Annotated in this window: 16 protein-coding genes; 11 read left to right on the top strand and 5 right to left on the bottom strand. The window is 65.2% G+C overall.

The genetic code is table 11. The features are described 5' to 3' along the window. Positions 1-55 precede the first annotated feature (55 nt). The 8 genes from ABG80_RS04035 to ABG80_RS04000 all read left to right on the top strand — a co-directional run bounded on the left by ABG80_RS04035 (position 56) and on the right by ABG80_RS04000 (position 13508). Positions 56-2176 (top strand): acyltransferase family protein, encoded by a 2121-nt coding sequence (locus tag ABG80_RS04035; protein WP_058086491.1) that lies wholly within the window; start codon positions 56-58, stop codon positions 2174-2176. 13 nt (positions 2177-2189) lie between these two features. Further along, positions 2190-3224, top strand: a complete 1035-nt coding sequence (locus ABG80_RS04030) for a GHMP family kinase ATP-binding protein (RefSeq protein WP_058086490.1) — start codon at positions 2190-2192, stop codon at positions 3222-3224. Continuing rightward, positions 3221-3805, top strand: coding sequence for a D-sedoheptulose-7-phosphate isomerase (locus ABG80_RS04025; RefSeq protein WP_058086538.1), 585 nt, complete (start codon positions 3221-3223; stop codon positions 3803-3805). The genes ABG80_RS04030 and ABG80_RS04025 overlap by 4 nt, the downstream gene beginning before the upstream one ends. Further along, a complete protein-coding gene (locus ABG80_RS04020) occupies positions 3805-4530 on the top strand; it encodes a nucleotidyltransferase family protein (protein WP_058086489.1) in 726 nt (241 codons plus the stop codon). The genes ABG80_RS04025 and ABG80_RS04020 overlap by 1 nt, the downstream gene beginning before the upstream one ends. Beyond that, positions 4527-5084, top strand: a complete 558-nt coding sequence (gmhB, locus tag ABG80_RS04015; RefSeq protein ID WP_058086488.1) for a D-glycero-beta-D-manno-heptose 1,7-bisphosphate 7-phosphatase — start codon at positions 4527-4529, stop codon at positions 5082-5084. Before ABG80_RS04020 ends, gmhB begins: the two co-directional genes overlap by 4 nt. Positions 5085-5392: 308 nt before the next feature. Then, on the top strand, positions 5393-8209 hold the full coding sequence (locus ABG80_RS04010) for a NosD domain-containing protein (RefSeq protein ID WP_058086487.1): 2817 nt from the start codon (positions 5393-5395) through the stop codon (positions 8207-8209). Positions 8210-8522: 313 nt separating this feature from the next. Beyond that, positions 8523-10445 (top strand): acyltransferase family protein, encoded by a 1923-nt coding sequence (locus ABG80_RS21215; protein ID WP_083505791.1) that lies wholly within the window; start codon positions 8523-8525, stop codon positions 10443-10445. Positions 10446-10706: 261 nt separating this feature from the next. After that, entirely contained in the window at positions 10707-13508 is a 2802-nt protein-coding gene (locus ABG80_RS04000; protein WP_152987446.1) for a NosD domain-containing protein, read from the top strand. Between the two features lie 4 nt (positions 13509-13512). Here the strand turns inward: ABG80_RS04000 and ABG80_RS03995 are convergent, their stop codons facing one another. Continuing rightward, on the bottom strand, positions 13513-16113 hold the full coding sequence (locus ABG80_RS03995; protein WP_160322426.1) for a right-handed parallel beta-helix repeat-containing protein: 2601 nt from the start codon (positions 16111-16113) through the stop codon (positions 13513-13515). Positions 16114-16191: 78 nt separating this feature from the next. Here ABG80_RS03995 and ABG80_RS03990 point away from each other — a divergent pair, with 78 nt between their 5' ends. The 3 genes from ABG80_RS03990 to ABG80_RS03980 all read left to right on the top strand — a co-directional run bounded on the left by ABG80_RS03990 (position 16192) and on the right by ABG80_RS03980 (position 19453). After that, a complete protein-coding gene (locus ABG80_RS03990; RefSeq protein ID WP_152987444.1) occupies positions 16192-17097 on the top strand; it encodes an SMP-30/gluconolactonase/LRE family protein in 906 nt (301 codons plus the stop codon). A gap of 165 nt (positions 17098-17262) precedes the next feature. Then, on the top strand, positions 17263-18366 hold the full coding sequence (locus tag ABG80_RS03985; protein ID WP_058086483.1) for a sugar phosphate nucleotidyltransferase: 1104 nt from the start codon (positions 17263-17265) through the stop codon (positions 18364-18366). A 67-nt stretch (positions 18367-18433) separates the two neighbouring features. After that, positions 18434-19453 (top strand): NAD-dependent epimerase, encoded by a 1020-nt coding sequence (locus ABG80_RS03980; protein ID WP_058086482.1) that lies wholly within the window; start codon positions 18434-18436, stop codon positions 19451-19453. A gap of 69 nt (positions 19454-19522) precedes the next feature. Here the strand turns inward: ABG80_RS03980 and ABG80_RS03975 are convergent, their stop codons facing one another. The 4 genes from ABG80_RS03975 to eda all read right to left on the bottom strand — a co-directional run bounded on the left by ABG80_RS03975 (position 19523) and on the right by eda (position 23211). Then, positions 19523-20935: a sensor histidine kinase gene (locus ABG80_RS03975; RefSeq protein WP_058086481.1), complete on the bottom strand. Its 1413-nt coding sequence runs from the start codon at positions 20933-20935 to the stop codon at positions 19523-19525. Next, positions 20932-21648, bottom strand: coding sequence for a response regulator (locus ABG80_RS03970; RefSeq protein WP_058086537.1), 717 nt, complete (start codon positions 21646-21648; stop codon positions 20932-20934). The genes ABG80_RS03975 and ABG80_RS03970 overlap by 4 nt, the downstream gene beginning before the upstream one ends. Before the next feature lie 27 nt (positions 21649-21675). Continuing rightward, entirely contained in the window at positions 21676-22458 is a 783-nt protein-coding gene (locus ABG80_RS03965) for a Spy/CpxP family protein refolding chaperone (protein WP_058086480.1), read from the bottom strand. Positions 22459-22566: 108 nt separating this feature from the next. Beyond that, positions 22567-23211, bottom strand: a complete 645-nt coding sequence (eda, locus tag ABG80_RS03960; RefSeq protein WP_058086479.1) for a bifunctional 4-hydroxy-2-oxoglutarate aldolase/2-dehydro-3-deoxy-phosphogluconate aldolase — start codon at positions 23209-23211, stop codon at positions 22567-22569. Positions 23212-23271 lie beyond the last annotated feature (60 nt).

Genomic DNA, 23271 nt, shown 5'->3' with positions numbered 1-23271 from the left:
CCCGCGCTGCCACCTCACGTTTTGCCACCCATTCACCCGCCCATCACGCCTGTCCATGTCCGAGCTGAAGCGACCACACATCCCGCAGATTGACGCGCTCAGGGCGCTGGCAGTCGTCGCCGTCCTCGCCTTTCACATGGACCCCAGCTGGTTGCCTGGTGGGTTCTCAGGCGTGGATGTCTTCTTCGTGATCTCCGGGTACGTGGTCAGCGCGTCCATGACCGATCTCGAGTCGCTCAAGCCATCGAGGTTCCTGTCGACCTTCTACGCGCGACGCATCATCCGGATCCTGCCCGCCCTCGTGGTGTGTTTGGGCGTCACCGCGCTGATGGCCGGGATGATCATCCCCAAAAGCTGGCTCAGCAACAGCAATCAATCCACGTTGACCTGGGCCTTTGCGGGCCTGAGCAACTACGCGCTGATGCTGTCGGGCGATGAGTACTTCTCACAGCGCATCGAGTTCAACCCGGCGGCGCACACCTGGTCGCTGGGTGTCGAAGAACAGTTCTACCTGATCTTGCCGGCGCTGTACTGCGTCTTCCTGCGCCTGCAACGCCCCGAGACCCGTCAGAGGGCGCTGGTTTTTTGTGTGCTGGCGATGTCGCTGCTGTCGCTGGCCTACTCGGCCTGGGTGAGCGGCAGCGGTGCCGCACAGGCCTACTACTCGATCGCCAGCCGCTGGTGGGAGCTGGGTTGCGGTGTCCTGCTGTTCCAGGCACACCGACACGGGCTGCACCTGTGCAACCACCCTCGTTGGTCAGCGCTCCAGGCCACCGTGGCCTTGCTGTTGCTGGCCCTGGGTCTGGTCCTCTCGGACAAGGCCCACTTCCCTTTCCCATGGGCCATGCTCACGGTCGGGGGCACCGCGCTCCTCATCGATGCCATCGTCTCGCCAGCGAGCAAGGCGCAGACCTGGATGGACATCCTTCGCCACGGCGCCTTCGTCACCGTTGGCAAGCTCTCGTACTCGCTCTACCTGTGGCATTGGCCTGTCTACGTGGCCTTCCGCTGGACCGTCGGGCTGGAAACACCGGTGCAACGCGCCCTGGCGTTGAGTGCCACCGTCGGCCTGAGCTGGCTGTCCTATCGATTCGTCGAGAACCCCCTGCGCCGTCACCCCGCCCTGCCTGGCCTGCCCAGGTACCAGATCATCGTGGCGGGTCTGATCGTCGTGCTGCTGGGCATCGTGTTCGCCAAAGGCGTCTACAAAATCCAGGACCCGCTGCTCTCGCTCAGCGTCACGCGAGACGCCAAAGACTGGTACCCCGATGCCTGGTACGCCAACAACGATGACGTGTCTGGTTGCCGGGTCAGCAGGTCTTCCATCGGCAAACTCAGCGGCTCGCGCACAGACTTTCTTGCGCAAGGTTGCCCGTCACAGCACAACGGCCAGCGCCTGTTTGTGCTGGGGGACTCCCATGCCCGCGTCTACGAAACCATGTTGAGCCGGCTGGCCAAGGAGCACGGCATCCAGGTCACCCTGTACTTCTACCAAGGGTGCCCGACGCTGAGCCTGATCAAGGCCCAAAGCAGCTTCAACCAGGCCTGCCGTGAATTTCAGGCGCTCGCCATGGACGAAGCCCTCCAGGAAATGAAACCGGGAGACCTGGTGTTCCTGCCTTCATTGCGGCTCATCAAGCTGGGTGATCAGAACGGGCTCAAGCCGGCCGCCGAAATCGAAGCGTTCATCTCCGGGCCACAGGCCTCGAGCGAGCGTCGCATCGCCCTGGATGAAGCCCAAACGGCCATCCGGAAGATCCTGGCCAAGGGCGCCAACGTGGTCTTCGCCGCCCCGACACCTTTGTTCCCATCGCCGCCATTCCGTTGCTCGGACTGGTTCAACAAGCACAATCCGATTTGCGCACAAGGCATGACCACAGATCGCGCCTTCATGGAGCGCCTGAGATCGCCCGTCATGCAGGCCCTGGACGAGCTGGCGCGCACGAGCGCACCAGGGCGCGTGCGCGTCTGGGATCCCCTGCCCACACTTTGCCCTGCAACCACCTGCGAAGTTCAGGTCAATGGGCGCCCCTTGTTCTTTGATGGCGACCACCTCAGCGGTCACGCCAACGAAGTGCTCTACCCCGGCTTCGAACAAACGATTCAGGCCAGCTCCACAACGCAGCCATCGGACGGCAAACCCGACGTGGAAGCCGCCCCATCCACACATCACTGACAGGAAAAACAGCATGCCCAAAGTATTCCGTGCTCGCGCACCTTTGCGCCTCGGCCTGGCGGGCGGCGGCACCGACGTCAGCCCCTACAGCGACGTGCATGGTGGCTGCGTGCTCAACGCCACCATCGACCTCTACGCACAAGCCATCATCGAACCCCGCGACGATGGACAGGTGTGCTTTCGGGCCACCGATCGCCTGGAAGAGGTCTTGCTGGACGCCGAGACCGACATGCCCGACGCCGACCCGTTGCGCCTGCACCGCGGCATCCATCGCAGGGTGGTTCGGCAGTTCAACGGCGGCAAGCCTTTGTCCTGCACCCTGACCACCTTCGCCGACGCCCCTGCTGGCTCAGGCCTGGGCACCTCTTCGACCATGGTGGTGGCCATCTTGCAGGCTTATGCCGAATGGCTCAACCTGGGCCTGGGTGAGTACGAACTCGCTCGGCTGGCTTTCGAGATCGAACGCGAAGACCTGAAGATGTCTGGCGGCAAGCAGGACCAGTACGCTGCGGCGTTCGGTGGCTTCAACTTCATCGAATTCGGCGCCGAAGGCCGCGTGCTGGTGAACCCGCTGCGCATCAAGGAATGGGTGGTCAACGAGCTCGAAGCTTCCACCGTCCTGTACTACACGGGGCAGTCTCGCGAATCGGCCGCCATCATTCAAAAGCAGATCGACAACACGGAGCGCGCGGACGTGCGTTCGATCGAAGCCATGCACGCGCTCAAGCATGACGCGGTGTCCATGAAGGAAGCCATCCTGCGCGGGGACCTGAGTGGTTACGCCCAAATCCTGGGCCGCTCGTGGGTGGCCAAAAAGCAGATGGCCCAAGGCATCAGCAACGCGATGATCGATGGCGTGTACGACGCGGCCCTCGCTGCTGGCGCCCTGTCGGGCAAGATCTCCGGCGCAGGCGGTGGTGGTTTCATGATGTTCTTCGTGCCGCCTGAACACCGCATGCAACTGATCCAACGCCTGGCCCAGTTCGAGGGTCAGGTCATGAACTTTCATTTCACTCCTGTGGGGGCTCAATCGTGGACGCTGGGTTGAAGAATTTGGTGCAGTCGTGGCTGCAAGAATCGCTGGAAGTCAAACAAGCCGTGGTGCGCGATGAGCAGCTCATCGAGCTGCTCCAGCAAGCATCCGTGTGGTGCGCCGAGGCATGCCAGGCGGGCAACAAGGTCATGTTCATGGGCAACGGCGGCAGCGCAGCCGACGCCCAGCACATGGCGGGCGAGTTCGTCAGCCGCTTCAACTACGACCGCCCCGGCATCGGCGCTTTCGCCCTGACGGTGGACACCTCCATCCTGACGGCCATCGGCAACGACTACGGCTACCAGCACCTGTTCTCCCGCCAGGTTCAGGCCTGCGGTCGGCCCGGCGACGTCCTCGTGGGGATGTCCACCTCGGGCAATTCGCCCAATGTGCTGCTGGCCTTCGAAGAGGCTCGCCGCATGGGCATCCGCACCGTGGCGCTGACAGGTGCCACCGGCGGCAAGATGCGCGACGCGGTCGACATCTGCCTGCGTGTGCCCTCCACCTCCACGCCACGCATCCAGGAATCCCACATCCTGCTTGGACACGTCCTGTGCGGCCTGGTCGAAGCGATCGTCCACCCGAAGGCCGAGTGATGACCATGTCGCAGGCATTGGCCCACGACGTCATCGTGCTGGCCGGGGGCTTTGGCACCCGCCTGCGCGAAGTGGTAGCCGACGTTCCCAAGCCCATGGCGCCCGTTGCGGGGCGCCCCTTCCTCGACCACCTGCTGCAACGCCTGGCGCTGCAAGGGGCATCCCGCGTGATCCTGTCCGTGGGGCACATGGCGCACCTGATCGAAGAGCGGTACGGCGCTGGCTTCGCTGGCCTGGACATCACCTGCGTGCGAGAAGACACCCCCCTGGGAACAGGCGGTGGCATCCGCAAGGCGCTGTCTGCGGCCCGGACCGAATGGGTGCTCGTCATCAACGGCGACACCTGGCTGGACATGCCCTACGGCGAGTTCCTGAGCCAGGCTGAACAAGCCGGTGCGCCCGTGGCCATGGTCACCCGGTGGGTGGACGATGCCGCCCGTTACGGGCGCTGCGTCGTGCAGGACCAGCGCATCGTGGTGTTTGGCGAGAAGAGTGGATCGGGGCCAGGTTTGATCAACGCCGGCGTGTACGCGCTGCGTCGGGACCTGTTCTCGTCCTTTGACCTGCCGGAGGCGTTCTCATTCGAGACGGATTTCGTGGCCAAGCACCTGCCTGATCTGCGACCTTTCGCCCACCGCTCGGATGGCTACTTCATCGACATCGGGGTGCCGGATGACTACCGACGAGCCCAAATCGAGCTGCCCGCACAAGTGCCGACCCCATGAAGTTCTCACTCGTCATCCTGGACCGTGACGGCGTCATCAACCACGACAGCCCGAATTACATCCGGTCGTTGGAGCAATGGACACCCATCGACGGATCCATCGAAGCCATCGCTCGCCTCTCGCGTGAGGGCTACCCTGTGGCCATCGCCACCAACCAGGCCGGCGTGCCCAAAGGGTTCGTGCCGGAGCATGAGCTCGATGCCATGCACGCGCGCTTGCGCGAACTGGTTCAGGCGACGGGCGCACCTGCCCCACGCATCTACGATTGTCGGCACCACCCGGACGAGCGATGTGCTTGCCGCAAGCCACAACCGGGCATGCTCATCGCGGCTTGCCAGGACCTGGGCGTGCCCATGGAGCAAGCCGTGTTCGTCGGTGACTCATGGAGCGACATGCAAGCCGCCAAGGCCGCTGGGTGCCAGCCGGTGCTGGTGTTGACAGGCAACGGGGTGACCACCTCACAACGGCCCGAATTCGACCCCGGCATCCCCAAAATCAACAGCCTTGCCGACTTGCCAGGGTGGCTGGCGTGCTCGGGTGAAATGCTGTCTTGATGAATTGCCTCAACGCTGCGGTCTCAAGGGTTTGAGCGGCATATCAGCGCGGGTTTTCAATTTTGCGCGACCGCCTCGAGAAACAGTACGAAACACATGTATCTCGACGGAATTTCCGTCACGGCTCTCATTCAACGCACACAGGGTAACCACGCAAGCTGCGCCCCCCCTTGCCCAGGGGGACTGGACGGGAGTTTTCAACGAAGAAACCCCCTCATCCGTTTGCCCAACTGCTGTCCAGGATGCGAATCAAGGACAATCAAATCATTCGAAAGGCGCCCGGCGCCCCAGTCACCCATCAGGTACCCATGAAGCCGATCAATCGCTCCCTCCTGCTGATGTCCCTGGTCTCCTCCCTGTTTGCGCTGAGCGCTTGCGGCGGCGGTGGTGGCGAAAGCACCCCAGACGACAAGGCAACCACGCAAAAGGTTGTCACCACCGACGCCTCGGAGACCGCGACCGCATCAGCCCTGGCTGGCGGCAGCACCGCCACGCCGGTTTCCTGGGTGATCCGGGGAACTGGCTGGGTGTCGGCCCCCTTGCTCTTGCCCGACCAGCGCAGCCGCGCCACGACCCCGACCGCTGACAGTTCGGGCTACATGCCCGTTTTCACCGGCACCGGCTACTACGTGGACCGCGACAACGGCAACGACTCGAACCCTGGCACCCTGGCCGCACCTTGGCGCACCCTCGCCAAAGCATCCTCTGCGCCGCTCCAGGCTGGTGATGCACTGCTGCTCAAGTGCGGCTCCGTCTGGCGCGAAAGCCTCGAGATCACTTCCGCCTTCAGCCGCACGGGTGATTTCCTGATCGGCGCCTACGGTGACTGCTCCAACAACATCCGCCCGGTCATCCGCGCATCGGACTGGGTGCCCACCACAGGCTGGAGCCGCGTCGCCGACGACGACCGCCCCATCTACACCCGCGCAGCCAGCACCGCCGTGACGCGCCTGTTCATCGACGGCGCACCACAAATTCCTGCCCGCTACCCCAATTTCAAGGGCGTGGGTGCTGAATACGCGCTGGCCGTGAACCTGGCGTCCCGCCAGAGCTTCAAGCTCAAGCCCGCCGACCTGGCCGCGCTGGCCTCGCGTGACCTGATCGGCGCGACCGTCCACGTCAAGACGACGCAATGGATGGTTGAAACCGCCAAGATCCAAGCCTTTGATTCCAGCACTGGCGTCATCACCCTGGACCGCCAGTTGCCCTTCACCGTTCGCGAAGGCGCCGGCTTCATCCTGGAAGGCAAGCGCTGGATGCTCGACACCCCTGGCGAATGGTTCTACGACGCAGACACCAAGGAACTGCTGGCCTGGACGACGGACAGCGCTTCGCCCGCCGCACACAGCGGCATCGAAGCGGCCTGGCGTGAAAGCGGCCTGACGGTCAAGTGGCTCAAGAACGTTCGCATCGAGCGCTTGCGTTTCGAACAACAAAGCGGCAATGGTCTGTCTCTGATCGAAACGCCCGACGCCAGCGTGCGGGACGTGATTTCCATGCACTCGCGCGACATCGGCATCTCCGTGCTGTCATCGCCTCGCGTGTCCATCATCGGATCGAAAGTGGTTGGTGCAGGCGAAAACGGCATCGTCACGCGCGAATCCATTGACGCCAAGGTGCAATCCAACCACGTCTCGGACACCGGCGGATTTGCCCGCGCCGACACCACAGACGCCGCCATCACCGTTCTGGGCAGCGGCTCGGTCGTGACGAGCAACCTGGTCGAGCGCTCGGCGAACATCGGCATCCGCTTCGGCAACCGAGAGGGCACCGTGGTCGAAGGCAACTCCGTCTTCTACTACTGCCTGCGCTTCACGGACTGCTCAGGCGTCTACACGTTCACCGCCTCGGCACCCAAAACCCCCGAAACCACCTACGTGGCACGCGGCATGGTGCGCAACAACATCATCGTGGGCGCCAAGAGCAACATGGAAGGCTGCGGTTTCTCGTGCGCGAACCTTGCCGTGGGCATCTACCTGGATGAACTGACCTCGGGCGTGACGCTGCAGGGCAACACCATCTCGGACACCGAGGTGGGCCTGGGCATGCACAACGCGTCCTTCAACATCCTGAACGGCAACAAGGTTCGCAACGTCAGCTTCTCCTCTGTCCGCGTGGTGCAAACCCGCTCCGACCAGAACTACGTGGTGGGCAACAAATTCACGAACAACTCTCTGGTGGCCGGCAAGACGACGGCGATGGTCAACGGCGTGCCTGCCGAAACCGGCTCCATCCATGCGTTCTACTGGTTCCACAGTGCGTCGCCTGTCAGCCTCGTCACCACCCAGAACAACACGGTCAGCAACAACACCATCCTGAGCACCCAAAAGGGCGGCGAGGCCACCTGGTCTCTGGCCACCTGGAGCTCCAGCAAAACGCTGAAGAAGAGCGAGTGGGCGGGCTATGCCCCCACGGACGCAGCCGTCAGCCGCGTGGCGTTCAAGGATTACTCGGTCACCACCGAAGCCAACGTGCTCAAGAACGGCAACTTCAACCCCGCAACGACCGATGGCTGGACGACGTACTTCAACTCGGCCGGCACCGGTGGCGCGTTCTCGATGGGCACGTTCACGGGATGTGGCAGCAACTGCGCCCGATACGCCGCAGGCCACAGCTCCGACTACCTGACCAGCAACACCTTCCAGCTCAACAGCACGGCAGGCCAGAACCTGTACGTGCTGCGCATGACGGCCATCGGTGGGGCCAACGGGGGCATGAAGCGCGCGGTCGTGCGGCGCCCGGTCTCTCCTTGGGAAAGCTATGGCCTGTCGATTCCCGCCACCCCGCTGGCCAACGGCGAAGTGGCCAACGTCGAGCAGTTTTTCCTGGCCAACAGCAGCGATGCGGGTGTGCTCGACCTGCGCAGCGCCGTGGGTGGAGAAACCCTGTTCCGCAACGTTTCGCTGCAGCGCGTTTCATCCATCGCGTTCCAGCAGCCCAAGCAACTGGTTTCGCACGTCATCAACCCGACGCCCGAGGACCTCACCTACCCCTGCGTCGCGCTGCAACTCAACAGCTGCGACCTGGTGGACGAAACCGGCGCGAAGGTGGTGTTCCCGATGAGGGTTCCGGCACGCAGCAGCGCTTTGGTCTTCGCCAAAGACCCGGTCTGGGTTGCCAACTGACGGCAAACGCTCCAGCGACGCTCCCCTGAAAAACCAAACCGGCCTTGAGCCGGTTTGGTTTTTTTTCGTCTGCCAAATGGCTTTCAACCAGTGCGCTGAGCGCTGGGGCAGGCGCACGGGTCGTGACATCTCTTGTCACAGGCAAGCCATGGGCTGATTGGATGATTGCCTGAGAGCGCCCACCCGCCCATCATTTCAGGCGCCTACCGACCAACCAAAAGGACGCACCCTCGAACAGCATCACCCAACCAGATCCCTCACCGCGCCCAGCTCGCGATACAGCTGGAACAAAAACACAAAATCAGAGAGAAAAATGAAATACAGGCGAGAAATCGATGGCCTGAGGGCCATTGCTGTCCTGCCGGTCATATTCTTCCATGCAGGCTTTCAAACCTTCCATGGCGGATTCATCGGCGTTGACATATTCTTCGTGATCAGCGGTTACCTGATCACCTCCATCATCATGGATGAGCTGGAGAAAGACAGGTTTTCCATCATCGATTTTTACGAGCGTCGAGCCAGGCGAATTCTCCCGGCCCTGTTCCTGGTGATGCTGGTCACCGTGCCATTCGCGTGGCTGTGGCTGCTGCCGCATGAAATGAGAGATTTCTCTCAAAGCCTGATTGCGGTGTCGGCATTTTCCTCGAACGTACTTTTCTGGAAAGAAGCCAACTATTTCGACACCGCTGCAGAGCTCAAGCCGCTCCTTCACACGTGGAGCCTGGCCGTCGAAGAACAGTACTACCTCTTCTTCCCGATTCTCCTGATGGTGCTCTGGAAGGTGGGCAAACAGGCGGTGATGCCCTTTGTGCTGGTGGCGCTCATTGCCAGCCTGGTGCTGGCCGAAGTCGGCGTCAGAACAGCCCCCACCGCCACGTTTTACCTGCTGCCGACCCGGGCCTGGGAATTGTTGATCGGCGCGGTTGCAGCGCTGCTGCTGCGCGGTCGGCAAGACGCGGGAACGCACGCCCGCATGGGAGGCTGGCTCAGCCTGGCTGGATTGGGCCTCATCCTGGCGTCCTTGTTCACGTTCGACAAAGAAACACCGTTCCCGGGCCTGCACGCCTTGATTCCGACGCTCGGCGCCACGCTGATCATCCTGTTTGCCCGAGAGAGCAACCTCGTGGGCAAATGGTTGGGCAGCAGGTTGCTGGTCGGAATCGGCCTCCTGAGCTACAGCGCCTACCTCTGGCACCAACCGCTTTTTGCCTTTGCCCGCAGCGGCAACACCGCGCATCCTGGCTCGTTCACCTTCGCGGCCCTGACGCTGGCCACCATGGCTCTGGCTTACCTGAGCTGGAGGTTTGTCGAAGCGCCTTTTCGGGACCGCTCGCGAATCGGTCGGAGCGCCATTTTCTCCATGGCGGCCATGGGCATGGTGATGTTCTCTGCCCTGGGCGTTCAAGGGCACCTCCAAAACGGCAACCTTGGACGCTACACCGAGGGCGTGACGCACTACTTTGCCCTCAAAGACGCATCAGACGAGTTCGTCTGGAAGCTCAAGAACGCGCATCGACATGCCAGCTTCGACCCGTCCAAGGTCAAGATCCTGGTGATCGGAGACAGCAATTCGGGAGACCTGACCAACGTTCTGGCCCACGGCCCTGGTGCCGACCAGTATTCACTGTCCACACTTCAGGTGAGCGTCGGTTGCGGCAACCTCTACCTGCCGCGCGCGCGTTTCGAACACTTCATTGAAAGAGACAAGCTCAAAGGCTGCACCGAGAGCGATGACCTCATGTCCGAGACGACCCGGAAATTGATGCGTGAGGCTGACTGGGTTTTCCTGGCATCTGGCTGGAGAAAATGGGAAGCAGAGCTATTTCAGGAAAGCTACCAAGCACTCGTACGCGATTTTGGAAACAAGTTCTTTGTTTTTGGCAACAAAAACATCGATTTCATCCCCGAACAGCACATCCGCGCCCATCAAAACACCGATTTTCCAAAGCTGACGCAGCGGACGCAAACCAAGCTGGAAATCAACGACACCATCCGGGCCGCTGCAGGAGAGCGGTTCATTGATCCGTACAGATTTCTGTGCCCGACATCAGCCTGCGAAACCCTCTCCGAGAACGGACAGCTGATTCAATATGACGGCTTTCACCTCACGGAGATCGGCGCGCGCTTGTTTGCCCAAAGGATGCACGAGCACCTGCCCCCGCTCTACGCGAGGGGGACACAGCCCGAACCCGCCATGGACACGCCGATCGCGGGCATGGAGGGCGATGGCCCGTGACGCCAGCCGGCTCAGCTTGGCACTGTGATATCTGAAAGAAACCGGTAACGCCAGTGAACTTTCATCGCAAACGACGTTCCTTACCGAGCGTTGCTTGCCAGAAAGGAAGTTGCAATTGCGACCCTGAAGTTCCCCTTCGCGCCTCCGAAACACCGATGAAGCCGCGAGCGATCACTCGTCTCGCGTTCAGGGCGGTGCCAAGTGGGCTCCGTCCAGCCTCAGTCATCGGCGGTACGGATGTTCACGAATTTCAGGCACTCCTTGGCAACACGGCTCACAGGCCTGTTGCTGGCTGGCGGGCTCACGGCCTGTGGCGGTGGTTCAGGCGGCGACTCGGCCAACACCGGAAACAGCTCCGCCAACGTCAGCGCACTGACCCCGGAAGCTGTCGACAGTGGCTGGTCGCCCCAACATGCCGCCACCCGGTCCTTGTTGCCCGTGGCCCTGGCTGGCACCTACCTCAAAGGCACCGGCTGGGCCCTGGCGACGCGCACCGATGCGGCAGCGGTCACGGGCTACAGCGCCAGCTTCGCAGGCCGAGGCTGGTACGTGGACCCCGACTCGGGCGACGACAGCGGCCCCGGCACGCAGGCGCGCCCGTGGCGCACCCTGCAACGTGCGGCCAGTGGCCCCTATGCCGCTGGCGATGCCCTGCTGCTGCGTTGTGGCAAGACCTTCCGTGAAACGCTGGACATGACCAACGCCGCCGCGACGGGTGGCAACTTGCTCATCGCCGGCTATGGCGATTGCACCGGGGGCTCGCGCCCCGTGATCAGCGGCTCCGACCTCATCGCATCGACGGGATGGAGCAAAGTCAGCCAGGGATCGGACCAGGTCATGGCCCACGCCCTGGCGACGGCCCCTCGCCGGGTGTTCTTCAACGGCCAGCCGCTGAGGCTCGCCCGCCATCCCAACGCCCAGGGTGTGGGACAGGAGTTCTCCTTGCTGCGGGCCGATGGCGCCAACCGCAACCGCTTCTTCCTGAGTGCAGCGGACACCAGCGCCTTGGCCGCTCAAGACCTGATCGGGGCCACCGTGTACGTCCGCGTGGCGCCCTATGAAATCGAAAAAGCCGTGGTCACGGCACACCAGTCGGGCACCGGCCTGCTCACGCTCGACCGCAACCTCGACCACGCCATCGTCGACGACGCAGGCTACATCCTGGAAGGCAAGGCTTGGATGCTGGACGCCCCCGGCGAGTGGGTGCACGACAGCGGCTCATCGACGCTGCGGGTGTGGGGCCCCAACAGCGAATCAGCCGGCGCGTTCACGCGGGTGGAGGTCACCACCCGCGACCGAGGGCTGCGCCTGCGCTGGATCACCGATGCCACGGTGGCCTGGCTTCAGACCGAACAACACGCCGACATCGGGCAACAGTTCGTGGAAACGCACGGCCTGCGACTGAGCAGCGTCGCCAGCCGCTTTGACCAGGAATACGGTCTGCAGGTGCATGATGCCAACAACGTCCGCATCGAAGACGCCACCGTGGTGGCTGCCGGCTGGGTGGGCATCGCGGTTCGCGAGGGCTCGCAAGTGACGGTGCAGCGCAACCTGGTGACCGACATCGGTCTCTACGATCGCCCGGGCAGCACAGACGCCAGCATCTCGGTGCTCGCGTCCGCTGCCAGCGTCAACGACAACGTCGTCTACCGCTCGGCGCACCACGGCCTGAGGTTGCGCAACGTGGCTGGCAACGAGGTCCTCGACAACCTGGTCGTGGCCTCCTGCGTGCGGCTGACAGACTGTGCCGGCATCTACACCTTCACAGCCGCCTACCCGACCCTGCCGGCGGCGGGCTACACGCAGGCAGCCACCATCTCGGGCAACGTCGTGATCGGCTCGCGCAGCAACCGCGAAGGGCTGTGGGCCAGCGTGGGCAAGAACATGGCCACGGGCATCTTCCTGGACGAGTTGACGTCGGGAGCCAACGTGACTGGCAACCTCATCGCCGACGCCGAGATCGGCATCCACCTCCACGACGCGGCGTTCAACGTGATCTCCGGCAACCAGGTTCGCGCGGTCTCGTACGCCGCCATCCGAGGCATGGCCAGCCGCACCGATGTGGATGCGCTCAAGGGCAACCAGGTCGTTGACAACAGCCTGGGGCACTTCTCGTCGATCACGGAACTGCCCGGCGGCATCAGCACGGATCGCAGCATGGCCTTCGTGCAGTTCTGGTATCACCCCAACGACGCCCAGGGCCTGTTCCAGGGCGCCACGCCGAACGTGAGTGCGCGCAACGAAACCGTTGGAACGATCGCCCAATCGGAAGTCCGCTGGCGCCTGGTGCAAAGTGGCACCGAGTGGGTGCTGGAGCCGGCTCAGTGGCAGGCCATCGCACCTCAAGACACCCATGTCGCGCCCGTGCTGCACCGCCGTTACCGCGCCATCACGGCGGGCTCCTCGCTGATCGGCAACGGCGCCTTCCAGAGCGGCACCACGAGCTGGGACCCTTACCTCAACTCAATGGGCTCGGGCGGTGCGTTCCTGGCCGGCAACCTCGCCGATTGCGGCGTGGGGCAGACCTGTGGCAGCTGGACCCCTGGCATGTCTGGTGACTACCTGGCCTCGGCGCCCTTCACGATGAGCAGCACCTCGGGCGACAACCTCTACCTGCTGCAGTTCAGCGTGACGGGTGGGCAGGGCGGTGGCAACGCCAGGGCCACCATCCGCCGTCGGGTCTCGCCTTGGGAGGGCTATGGCCTGAGCATCCCGTCAACCCCGGTGGCGCAAGGCAGCACGCTGGCCGTGGAGCGGTTCTTCCGGGCATCGGGCGGCACCGACGCCGTGCTGGACTTCAAGGGACAAGTGGGCGGCCAGAGCCTGCTGCGCGATGTGACCTTGCAGAAGGTGAGTGCCGTCGAACTGCCCGACGCACCGAACCTGGCTGGACACCTCTACAACCCCCGCAGCACGACCGCCACCTTCACCTGCGCCATGCTGGCCCTCAGCAGCTGCGACGTCGTGAATGCCTCAGGCCAAGCCGTGGCCTGGCCGATCAACCTCTCGCCACGAACGAGCATGTCGCTCTACACGCGAGATTCGCGATGGCTGCGCCCCTGAGGCGTCAGTTGCCAGCCTGACGAGGAAACACCGCCACCCCTTTGCGCGGTGCCAGGGCCAGGGGCCATTTGACCTCGCGCCCGGCATCGTCCACGGCTGAGCAATCTGGCAAGCCCGCGTCAGAACAAGAGATGTTGCGTGGGCGATCGCTCAGGTTCACGAGGAACAGGGAGCGCGCGGCGGTGATGCGCTGCGTTGACGCGGGCGCCACCTGCGCCACCTCGACTTGACTGAGGAACACCTCCGAGCCTGGCTCGGCAGAGAAGTCGACCCTGGCAGGGTCGGCGCTGGTCGCCTCGAACGGCAGCTCCGCCTTGAAAACCTGGCCTGGGCCGAGCTTCAGCGGCGGTTGATCCAGCCCGAAACTCTCGTACGGAGGGCCATTGCGCCGCACCGTGACCCGGATGGCCCCACCCTTGGGGCCGGCCTTGACCGTGTAGCGAAGCACATGGTTGTTCTTGCCGTTTTGTGCCGACATCTTGAACGACTTGCTGGACAACACGTCGCCCATGTGACCGGTCACGAAGCGGATGCAGGGCACGCCATCACACGCCATGGGGGTCGCAACGCCCCCGGCGCCAGCGGGGTTGAAGTACGGCGACCACGCAGAGGGCTTGGCGCGCATGTCCCCATCGAGCACCACGCCAGCGCCTGCACGCTCCAACTGGCGCACCGGCTCTGGCGCCAGGTTCAGGACCTGCTCGCGCTCGCGCACGGCGAACTTCTGCCAGTCACCTGGGGCCAGCGTGCGCGTCGTCACCCCTTCGCCCACCAGCCACCGAGAACGCCCCTCGCCCCCCGCTCGCACGACCTCGTTGTCCTGAACCACGTTGGCGTCATCGCCCGAGAACAGGCGAGCTGCATCGGCGCGCTGTTGCCACTTGAACGCAAACACCTCATCGCCACCGCGAGCGGGAGGGCGGGAGACCAGTGAGTTGTTGCGCAACCGGTTGCCACGGATGACGTCCTGGTCCGGCAAAGACATGTGTGCGGTGATGCTGGCGTGCGTGACCGCCCGCACCGTGTTGTCGGTGATGTCGTTGAACTGCGCGTTGTGCAGGTACACCCCGTTCTCCATGCCTGCCAACACGTTGGACAGGACCTGCACCCCACCCGTCATCTCGTCGAGGTAGATGCCAACCGATTGGTTGCGGCCACGCCCGGCGGTCCCCTCCAGGTTGCTCGTGCCGCCCAGCACCACGTTGTTCTTGACCGTGGCCCGGGTCGTGCGCTTGCGCGTGGCCAGGCTGGGAGAGTGCCCCGTCCAGGTGTAGATGCCACCGCAGTCCGCCAGGCGCGCACAGGGCTGGATCACGACGTTGTCGACCACGCTGGTGCCTTCCTTGTTGAAGAAGGTGATGCCTGCGTTGGCCGCGCGCAGCACAACGTTGCGCGTGACCAGGTTGCGCTCGCCATTGGCGATGATGGCCGCGCCACTGCCCACCGCACGCCCGAGCAAACCGGAGTCGATGACCAGGTTGCCGTCCACCACGCAGTCGGGTGCGTTGCGCGTCATGATGCTGGACCAGCCGCTGGCGACCACGCGCGAGCCCTTGAGGATGACCCCGTTGCTCTGGTCGATCACCACGGCGTACTCGCCCGGGTAGGCGAAATCAAGGCCTTCAAAAACAGATTCGCGCGTGGACTGAACATCCAGCGCCACCCCCGCGGTTTGACGCAGGTCCAGCCCGAGCACACGCAACTGCCTGGCCCCCCTGACCAGGATGGCGTGGTCGCGAGACACCACCTCGATGTCTCCCGAGTTGGGAGCCTGCCCATCAGGCGGCAGGAAGGACAAGCGCTTGGCCGAGGTGTCGTGGAACCACTCGCCTTTGGCGTTCATCATCCAGCGCTTGCCCTCGAAGATGTAGCCCGCGCCCGTCAGGATGTTGGACGTCAGCTCTTTGTCCAGCGTCACCACACCGGAGGCCGGGTCGTAGCTGCTCACCACGGCCTTCTCGACCTGCCAGGGCACCGCACGCACATAGACCGTCGCACCAACGAGCTCTCGGCTGCCGATCTGTCCGCGCTCGGCATCGCGCACCCGGAAAGACCTGCGGCTGTTTTGACCATCGGCCAGCAAAAATTCCTGGCCCGGGCCACCCGCGTCGGGCATGCGGGCGGGCAGCATGCGTTGCCCCTTGTAGAAAAGCGCCGACGCCGCGCCAAACCGATCGGTCACGAAGCCCCCTTTGGTGACGGCATCGGCCGCCCAGGCCGCCTCGACCACATCCGAGCCTCTGATGCTGGGCGACTTGCCCGTCGCGCAGCCTTCCTCGGCCGCGATGGTCAACCCTGCGGGCAAGGAACGCCCGTCGAGGAGGAGGGTCTCCCGCCAGACCGAGCCACAGCGCAAACGCACCACGTCGCCCGAGCTCAAGGCGGCGCGCTTGAGGCGCCCCAGGGTCTTCCAGGGTGAGGACTTGCTGCCGGCACCCATGTCGTCGCCCTTGGCCGCGTCCACGAACCACTCCCGGCCCTTGGCGCGGACCTCGGGCACGACGGGCTGGCTATCATCCGGCATCACCGCCAGCCAGCCCGGCGAGCGAAGCAGCTCTGCGGCATCGGACGACAGGGGCTGCGCGGCGGCGACCACCACGGACACGGAAACCAGGCCGCGAAACACCTGATTCAGGCAAGCCGGTCGGAAACAGCTGAAACGATGAGCCATGACGGAGCGAGGATGAGTGCGAATGTGATGCTGGCCACCGCCAGCCAGCTGGGCGAAGGCCTGCACTGGGAAGCGGCGCGACAGCGCCTTTGGATGGTCGACATCCATGGATGTCGGATCATGCGCTGGGAACTTGGTTCCCCGACCTGGTGCGAATGGAAAACGCCACAGCGCGTGGGCTGGGTGCTGTCGACCGGGCAAGCCGACCTGCAGCTGGCCGGCCTGCAAGGTGGCATGGCCTGGGTCCGTTGCCCGGCTGGCGCGAGCGAAATCGAGGTGCTGGGCTGGCTGGCCCGCCCCTTCCCCGAGGGCTCTGCCCTGCGTCTGAACGATGCCAAGACCGACGCCCATGGCCGCGTCTGGGCCGGCTCGCTCAACAACGACGACGAGTCGCGCCCCGATGGCCGCTTGTTCCGGCTCGACGAAAACGGGCGTTGCGACGAGGTCGACGGCCCCTATGGCGTCGCCAACGGCCCAGCCATCTCGCCCTGCCAGACGCGGATGCTGCACACCGACAGCGCCGCGCGCACCATCTTCGCCTTCGACCTGGACGTCGCCGCTGGCACGCTGAGCAACAAGCGCGTGTGGCTGCGTTTCAGCGAATCCGACGGTTACCCCGATGGCATGACCTTCGACGCCCAAGGCAACGTCTGGGTGGCGCACTGGGGCGGCGCCTGCGTCAGCCGCTTCACGGCAGAGGGCCGGCTCACGCACCGCGTGTCCCTGCCGACAGACCACGTCACCAACGTCTGCTTTGCCGGCCCGGATCTGGATCGGCTGTTCGTGACGACGGCAAGACAGGGCTTGTCAGCCGAACAGCTGTCGCGGCAGCCCGCGGCGGGCCACCTGTTCGAGGTCGACGCGGCCGGCTCGATCGGCCTGGCCCCCACATCGGTGGCCTGCCCAAGGGCCGCCTGAGCTGGATCGGGCACGCGACGTGCAAGAGGCTCAGGGCAAACCCTTGCTCCTTGATGCATCAAGCAGAGTGCGTGCTGCAAGCCACACCCCCCTCATCGCGTGGGGAACTTCGCACCACTCTGTAGCATCATCCTCCAACCAACAATCAGCAGTGAAAGTCGATCCATGGCAAAGGCGATGATCCTGGCGGCGGGTCAGGGAACCCGGGTCCGCCCCCTCACCAAGCAGACCCCCAAGCCCATGGTGCCCATCCTCGGCAAGCCGGTGATGGAATACATCATCGAGCACCTTGGTCGCTACGGCATCAAGGAAATCATGGTCAACGTGGCCTTCAACCACTGGAAGATCGAGAACTACTTCGGTGACGGGCACCGCTGGAACGTCGAGATCGGCTACGCCTTCGAAGGCACGCGCGAACACGGCGAGATCGTGCCCAAGCCGCTGGGCTCGGCCGGCGGCATGCGCCGCATCCAGGATTTCTCGGGCTTCTTCGACGAAACCACCATCGTCCTGTGCGGCGACGCCATCATCGACATCGACTTCAAGTCGGCGCTGTACGAGCACAAGATGAAGGGCGCCATGGCCAGCGTGATCACGCTGGAGGTGCCCAACGACCAGGTCAAGAACTACGGCATCGTCGTGGCCGACAAGGAAGGCCGCGTCACCTCCTTCCAGGAAAAGCCCAGCCCCGAAGAGGCCAAGTCCAACCTGGCCTCCACCGGCATCTACATCTTCGAGCCCAGCGTGCTGGACCTGATCCCGCCGGGCCGCGAGTTCGACATCGGCAGCGAGCTGTTCCCGCTGCTGGTCGAAAAGGGCCTGCCCTTCTTCGCGCAAAGCCGCCACTTCAACTGGATCGACATCGGCCGCGTCTCCGACTACTGGGCCGTGTGCCAGCGCGTGCTGGCCGGTGAAGTCGCCCAGATGGACATGCCCGGCACGCAGGTTCGCCCTGGCGTGTGGGTGGGACTGAACACGCGCATCGACTGGGACACGGTCAAGATCAACGGCCCGGTCTACATCGGCTCGAGCTGCGATGTCGAGCCCGGCGTGACCATCGAAGGCCCTTGCTGGATCGGCCACGGCAGCCGCCTGCGCAAGAACTCCACGGTCAAGCGCAGCGTGTTGTTCGAGTACACGCGCGTCTCCGAGAACACCGTGTTCGAAGACGTGGTGGCCTCGCCGCAGTACTGCGTCGACCGCAGTGGCAAGACCACCTACCAGGGTGACGAGACCACGTCGCTTCGCTGGGGCGACGCACGCGTCTGACCCGGCCCCGGCTTGACACCGCCCTGGCGCGGTGTCGGGAGCCCTTGCGCTGACCGACAATAGCGGGATGCGCAAGTTCCTCGTCACCGGCGCGGCCGGTTTCATCGGCATGCACGTGTCGCAAGCGCTGCTGCAGCGCGGCGACACGGTCATCGGCTTCGACAACCTCAACGACTACTACAGCCCGCAGCTCAAGCGGGACCGCCTGGCGGCCATCTCGGCCAGTCCGGGCGGTGAGCGTTTCCGCTTCGTGGAAGCCGACCTGGTCGACATGCCCGCCCTGGACGCGCTGTTCAAGGCCGAAGGCTTCGATGGCGTGGTGCACCTGGCCGCCCAGGCCGGCGTGCGCTACTCGCTCACCCACCCCCACGCCTATTCGCAGTCCAACCTGGTGGGTTTCGTGAACATGCTCGAAGCGTGTCGCCACCACCGCACCGAGCACCTGGTGTACGCCAGCAGCTCGAGCGTGTACGGCGGCAACACCCGCATGCCTTTCAGCGAAGACGACGCCGTGGACCACCCGGTGAGCCTGTACGCGGCCACCAAGAAGGCCAACGAGCTGATGGCCCACACCTACAGCCACCTCTACGGTCTGCCGACCACGGGGCTGCGCTTCTTCACGGTCTACGGGCCGTGGGGCCGCCCGGACATGGCGCCGATGCTGTTCACGCGGGCCATCCTGGCCGGCGAGCCGATCAAGGTGTTCAACCACGGCAACATGCGCCGCGACTTCACCTACATCGACGACATCGTTGCGGGCGTGGTGGCCACGCTGGACCGCCCACCCGAGGCCGACGATGCCTTCGACCGCGAAGCGCCGCAGGCATCGGGCTCGTGGGCGCCTTACAAGGTCTTCAACATCGGGCACAGCGAGCCGGTTCAGCTGATGGACTTCATCCGCACGCTCGAGTCCGCGTTGGGCGTGAAAGCCCAGCTCGACCTGCAGCCCATGGCACCAGGCGACGTGCCCGCCACCTTCGCCGACGTCAGCGCGCTGCAAGCCTGGACAGGCGTGGCCCCGCACACGGGGCTGAGCGAAGGGGTGGCCCGCTTCGTGGACTGGTACAAGGCCTACCACCGGGCCTGAACGACCGACACAGCGAGAGGCCGTTGGACGCCGCTGGCGCCCATGCGAGCGGCAGCCGTTGCGCAGGGTTCAGCGCGCGCGCGACCAGCCCGGCAAGCTCAACACAAACAAGCTGCCCCCACCCTCGCGCGCTTCGCAGCGCACCTGGCCGCCATGCCGCTCGGCGATCTGGCGCACCAGGCTCAGGCCCAGCCCGATGCCGCCGGCGTGCTCTGCGTGGCCCGGCAGGCGGTAAAAGGGCTCGAAGATGCGCTCGCGCTGCTCGGCTGGCACACCCGGGCCGCGATCGGCCACCGACAACTCCAGCTGACCTCGGGCGCTCTGCAGTAAGAGCTCGACCTGCGGGCCACCATAGCGGCGTGCGTTCTCCAGCAGGTTGCGCAAGGCGCGGCGAAGCAGCCGCTCGTCACCCTGGTGCGGCGTCAGCGGGAAGGACGCATCGATGTGCACCTCTGCCCCCACACGCGCAGCCTCTTCGGTGGCCAGGCCCATCAGGTCCACCGGCGCGTGTTCGATGTCGCGGCGCGAATCAAGGCGGCTGGCCAGCAGCACCTCTTCGACCAGGGCGTCGAGTTCGCGGATGTCCTGGTTGATCTCGTCGCGGATGCGCGCGGCCCGCTCTGGCGAGGCCTCGGCCATCAGCGACACCGCCATCTTCAGTCGGGCCAGCGGCGAGCGCAGTTCGTGGCTGGCGTTGGCCAGCAGGCTGCGGTTGGAGGTGACCAGGTCTTCGATGCGCTGGGCGGCCTCGTTGAAGCTGCGCGCCAGCGCGGCGACCTCGTCGGCCCCTTCCACGCTGACACGGTGCTGCAGCTGGCCTGAGCCGAAGACCTCGACGCCGGAGCGCAAGGCTTGCAGGCGACGCGTCAGGCGGTTGACCACGGGCCAGGCGCCCAGTGCCACGGCACCGAACAACAGCACCAGCGCCAGGATGAGCGCCGGCACCCCATGGGCCATCCAGGGCGGCACGAACATGGCCACCGGCTCCAGCCAGGGCTGCACGCGCGGCGGAGGTGGCGGCACACCAGGCGGGGCATCGCCCTCCCGCATCGGGCCCATGATGGTCTGCGGGCCCTTGCCGCGCACCACCCAGGCGCGCAGCACCCACATCGTGCGGCCATCGGACAAGATCGAGCGCTGCATGCGTTCGCGCAACTCAGGTTGGCGGCGCAAGCGCTCTTCCAGCAAGATGGACGTGGCGATGCGCCGGCCCAGCGGGTCGTCCAGCGCCATGGGCATGCGCAGGCGCTCGGACCAATCCAGGAAGATGCGCGACTGCTCATCCACCGGCGCGGTGGCCGGTGGCAAGCTGTTTTCGATCAACTCGGCCCAGGCTGCAGCGCGCTCGTTCCAGGCGGCCATGGACTGCACCTGGGTGCGCTCGTGCTCGAGGTTGCGCTGCGCCAGCCACCCTGAGACGAGCGCGAACACCAGCAGCACCGCCACCACCGTGAGGTAGATGCGCAGGGCCAGGGTCTTCATGCCGCGTCGAGGTCAGCGTCCTGCTTCTTGGCGAAGACGTAGCCCACGCCACGCACCGTGAGGATGCGGCGCGGCTCTTTCGGATCGTCCTCGATGGCGGCACGGATGCGCGAGATGTGCACGTCGATGGAGCGGTCGAAAGCCTCCAGCGGGTGGCCCTTGAGCGCGTCCATGATCTGGTCGCGGCTGAGCACGCGCCCCGGGTGCTGGGCCAGCACGCTGAGCAGGTCGAACTGGTAGGACGTGAGGTCGCATGCCGAGCCCGCCAGGCGAACCTGGCGAAGCCCGGTGTCGATCTCCAGGCGACCGAAGCGCCACACGTCGGAGTCATCGGCGTGCACGGAAGTGCGGCGCAGCAGGGCCCGCACGCGCGCCAGCAGCTCGCGCGGCTCGAAGGGCTTGGGCAGGTAGTCGTCGGCGCCCACCTCCAGGCCGACGATGCGGTCGGTCGGCTCGCCACGGGCGCTGAGCATGAGCACCGGCAGGGTGCGGGTGCGCGGCGAGGCCCGCAGCTCGCGGCACAGGTCCAGGCCGTCGCCGTCGGGCAGCATGAGGTCGAGCACCAGGGCATCCACCGCTTGGCGAGCCAGGAGTTCGCGCCCCGCGTTCAGGCTCGCAGCGGTGGAGACCTGGTAGCCGTGGCTGCGGAGGTAGTCCGCCACCATGGCGCTCAGGCGCATGTCGTCGTCGATGAGCAGGATGTGTTCAGCCATGTCCGCCATTGTCGCGCCCTCCGGGGGTCAGCGGGAAGGGGCCGGCTGGCTGGCCACTGCTGGGGCCGAAGCGGGCGGTGCCGGGCGGCGCAGCATGTGGTTGTTCAGGCGCTCTTGCGCGCCTTCGCGGGAGCCATGCGCCTCTTCGCGGCGCTCGTGACGTCGCTCTTTGCGATCGGCCATGCGCTCTTGCATGCGCTCATGGCGTTGCTTGAGAAGGGCCGCAGCCTTGGCACGCTGTTCGGGCGTCAGCACCTGACCGACGTCCAGCATGGCCTGCGTCAGGCGCTTGCTGACCTGGTCGTGCTGGGCCAGCATCTGCTGACGCTGCTTTTCGGCCTCGCCGGCATCGAGCTTGGGCGAGGTCCAGATGGCCATGGCATGGTGGTGCTGCTCGCGCGACTTGTCGTGCAGGGCGCGCAGGTCGGTGCGGGCCTTGTCGGCAATGTCCCGGATCTGCTTGCGCTGGGCATCGGTGGCCTGAACTTCGTCGAGCAGGCGCTCGAAGCCCGGGCCGGCAAACGGCAGGCCCATGCCGTGCTCGGCCTTCATGCCGTGGCCATGGTGGCCCCCCTTGCCATGGCCTTTGCGATCGCCCTTGTGAGCATGCTCGCCGGCATGCCAGGGGCACATGCCGTCATCGCACCCGCCCGCAGAGGACGGGCCCGACGCTGCCTTGGCCACTGCGGGGCTGGCGGCCTGAGCCACCTGGGCGGCGGCGAACACCAGGGCCCCGCCCAGCAGCAAGCTGCCCAGGATGCGGGCGGGCTGGGCGGCAAGAGGATGGCGGTTGACGCGAGCGTGGGTCATGGTTCTCTGTCCTTGTTGGGATGGCAACGTGTGATGACGCCATGGTGTCCCGGCGAGGTCAAGCCAGGGTTGCGCCGCCGTAAAGATCTGTGAAATGAACGCCGCGGCTCAGACAGGCGCCACCGATGCGGCCAGCGAACAGGCCTGGCGGGCCAGGGCCGTGATGCGCTCCCAGTCGCGCGCCTGCAGCGCTTCAAGGGGCGTGAGCCAGGAGCCGCCCACCAGCGCCACGTTGGGCAGTTGCAGAAACGTGGCGAGGTTGGCTGGCGAGACCCCGCCCGTCGGGCAAAACCTCACGTCACCGAGCGGACCGGCCAACGCTTTGAGCATGCCGATGCCGCCCGCCTGTTCGGCCGGGAAGAGCTTCATCAAGCCGAAACCCAGCTCGCGCGCCCGCATGACCTCACCCGGTGTCATCACACCCGGCACGAAAGGCAGCCGGGCTGCCTGCACAGCCTCCAGCAACTCGGAGGTGAAGCCTGGCGACAGCGCGAACCCGGCACCGGCATCGCGCACCTGGGCCACCTCTTGGGCCCTCGTCACCGTGCCGGCGCCCACCCGCATGGCCGGCACCGCTCGGGCCACAGCCTCGATGGCCGGCAGGCCGGCAGCGTGGCGCAAGGTGATCTCCATGGCGTCGATGCCACCGGCGAGCAAGGCTTCGGCCAGCGGCACCGCCTGCGCCACATCGGTGATCACGATGACGGGCAGGACGCGGGTGGTGAAAGTGGGCAAAGGGACTGGCGTGGTCATCGTCGTGATCGGGTTCGTGCTGGGCGCTGTGTTGACACGGTGTGGTGCAGAAATGCAATG

It is taken from the genome of Aquabacterium parvum, from assembly GCF_001447195.1.
In the GTDB taxonomy this organism is placed as follows: domain Bacteria; phylum Pseudomonadota; class Gammaproteobacteria; order Burkholderiales; family Burkholderiaceae_C; genus Aquabacterium; species Aquabacterium parvum.
The sequence above is the reverse complement of the archived record's forward strand: the minus strand, read 5'-3'. Positions and strand labels throughout refer to the sequence as shown.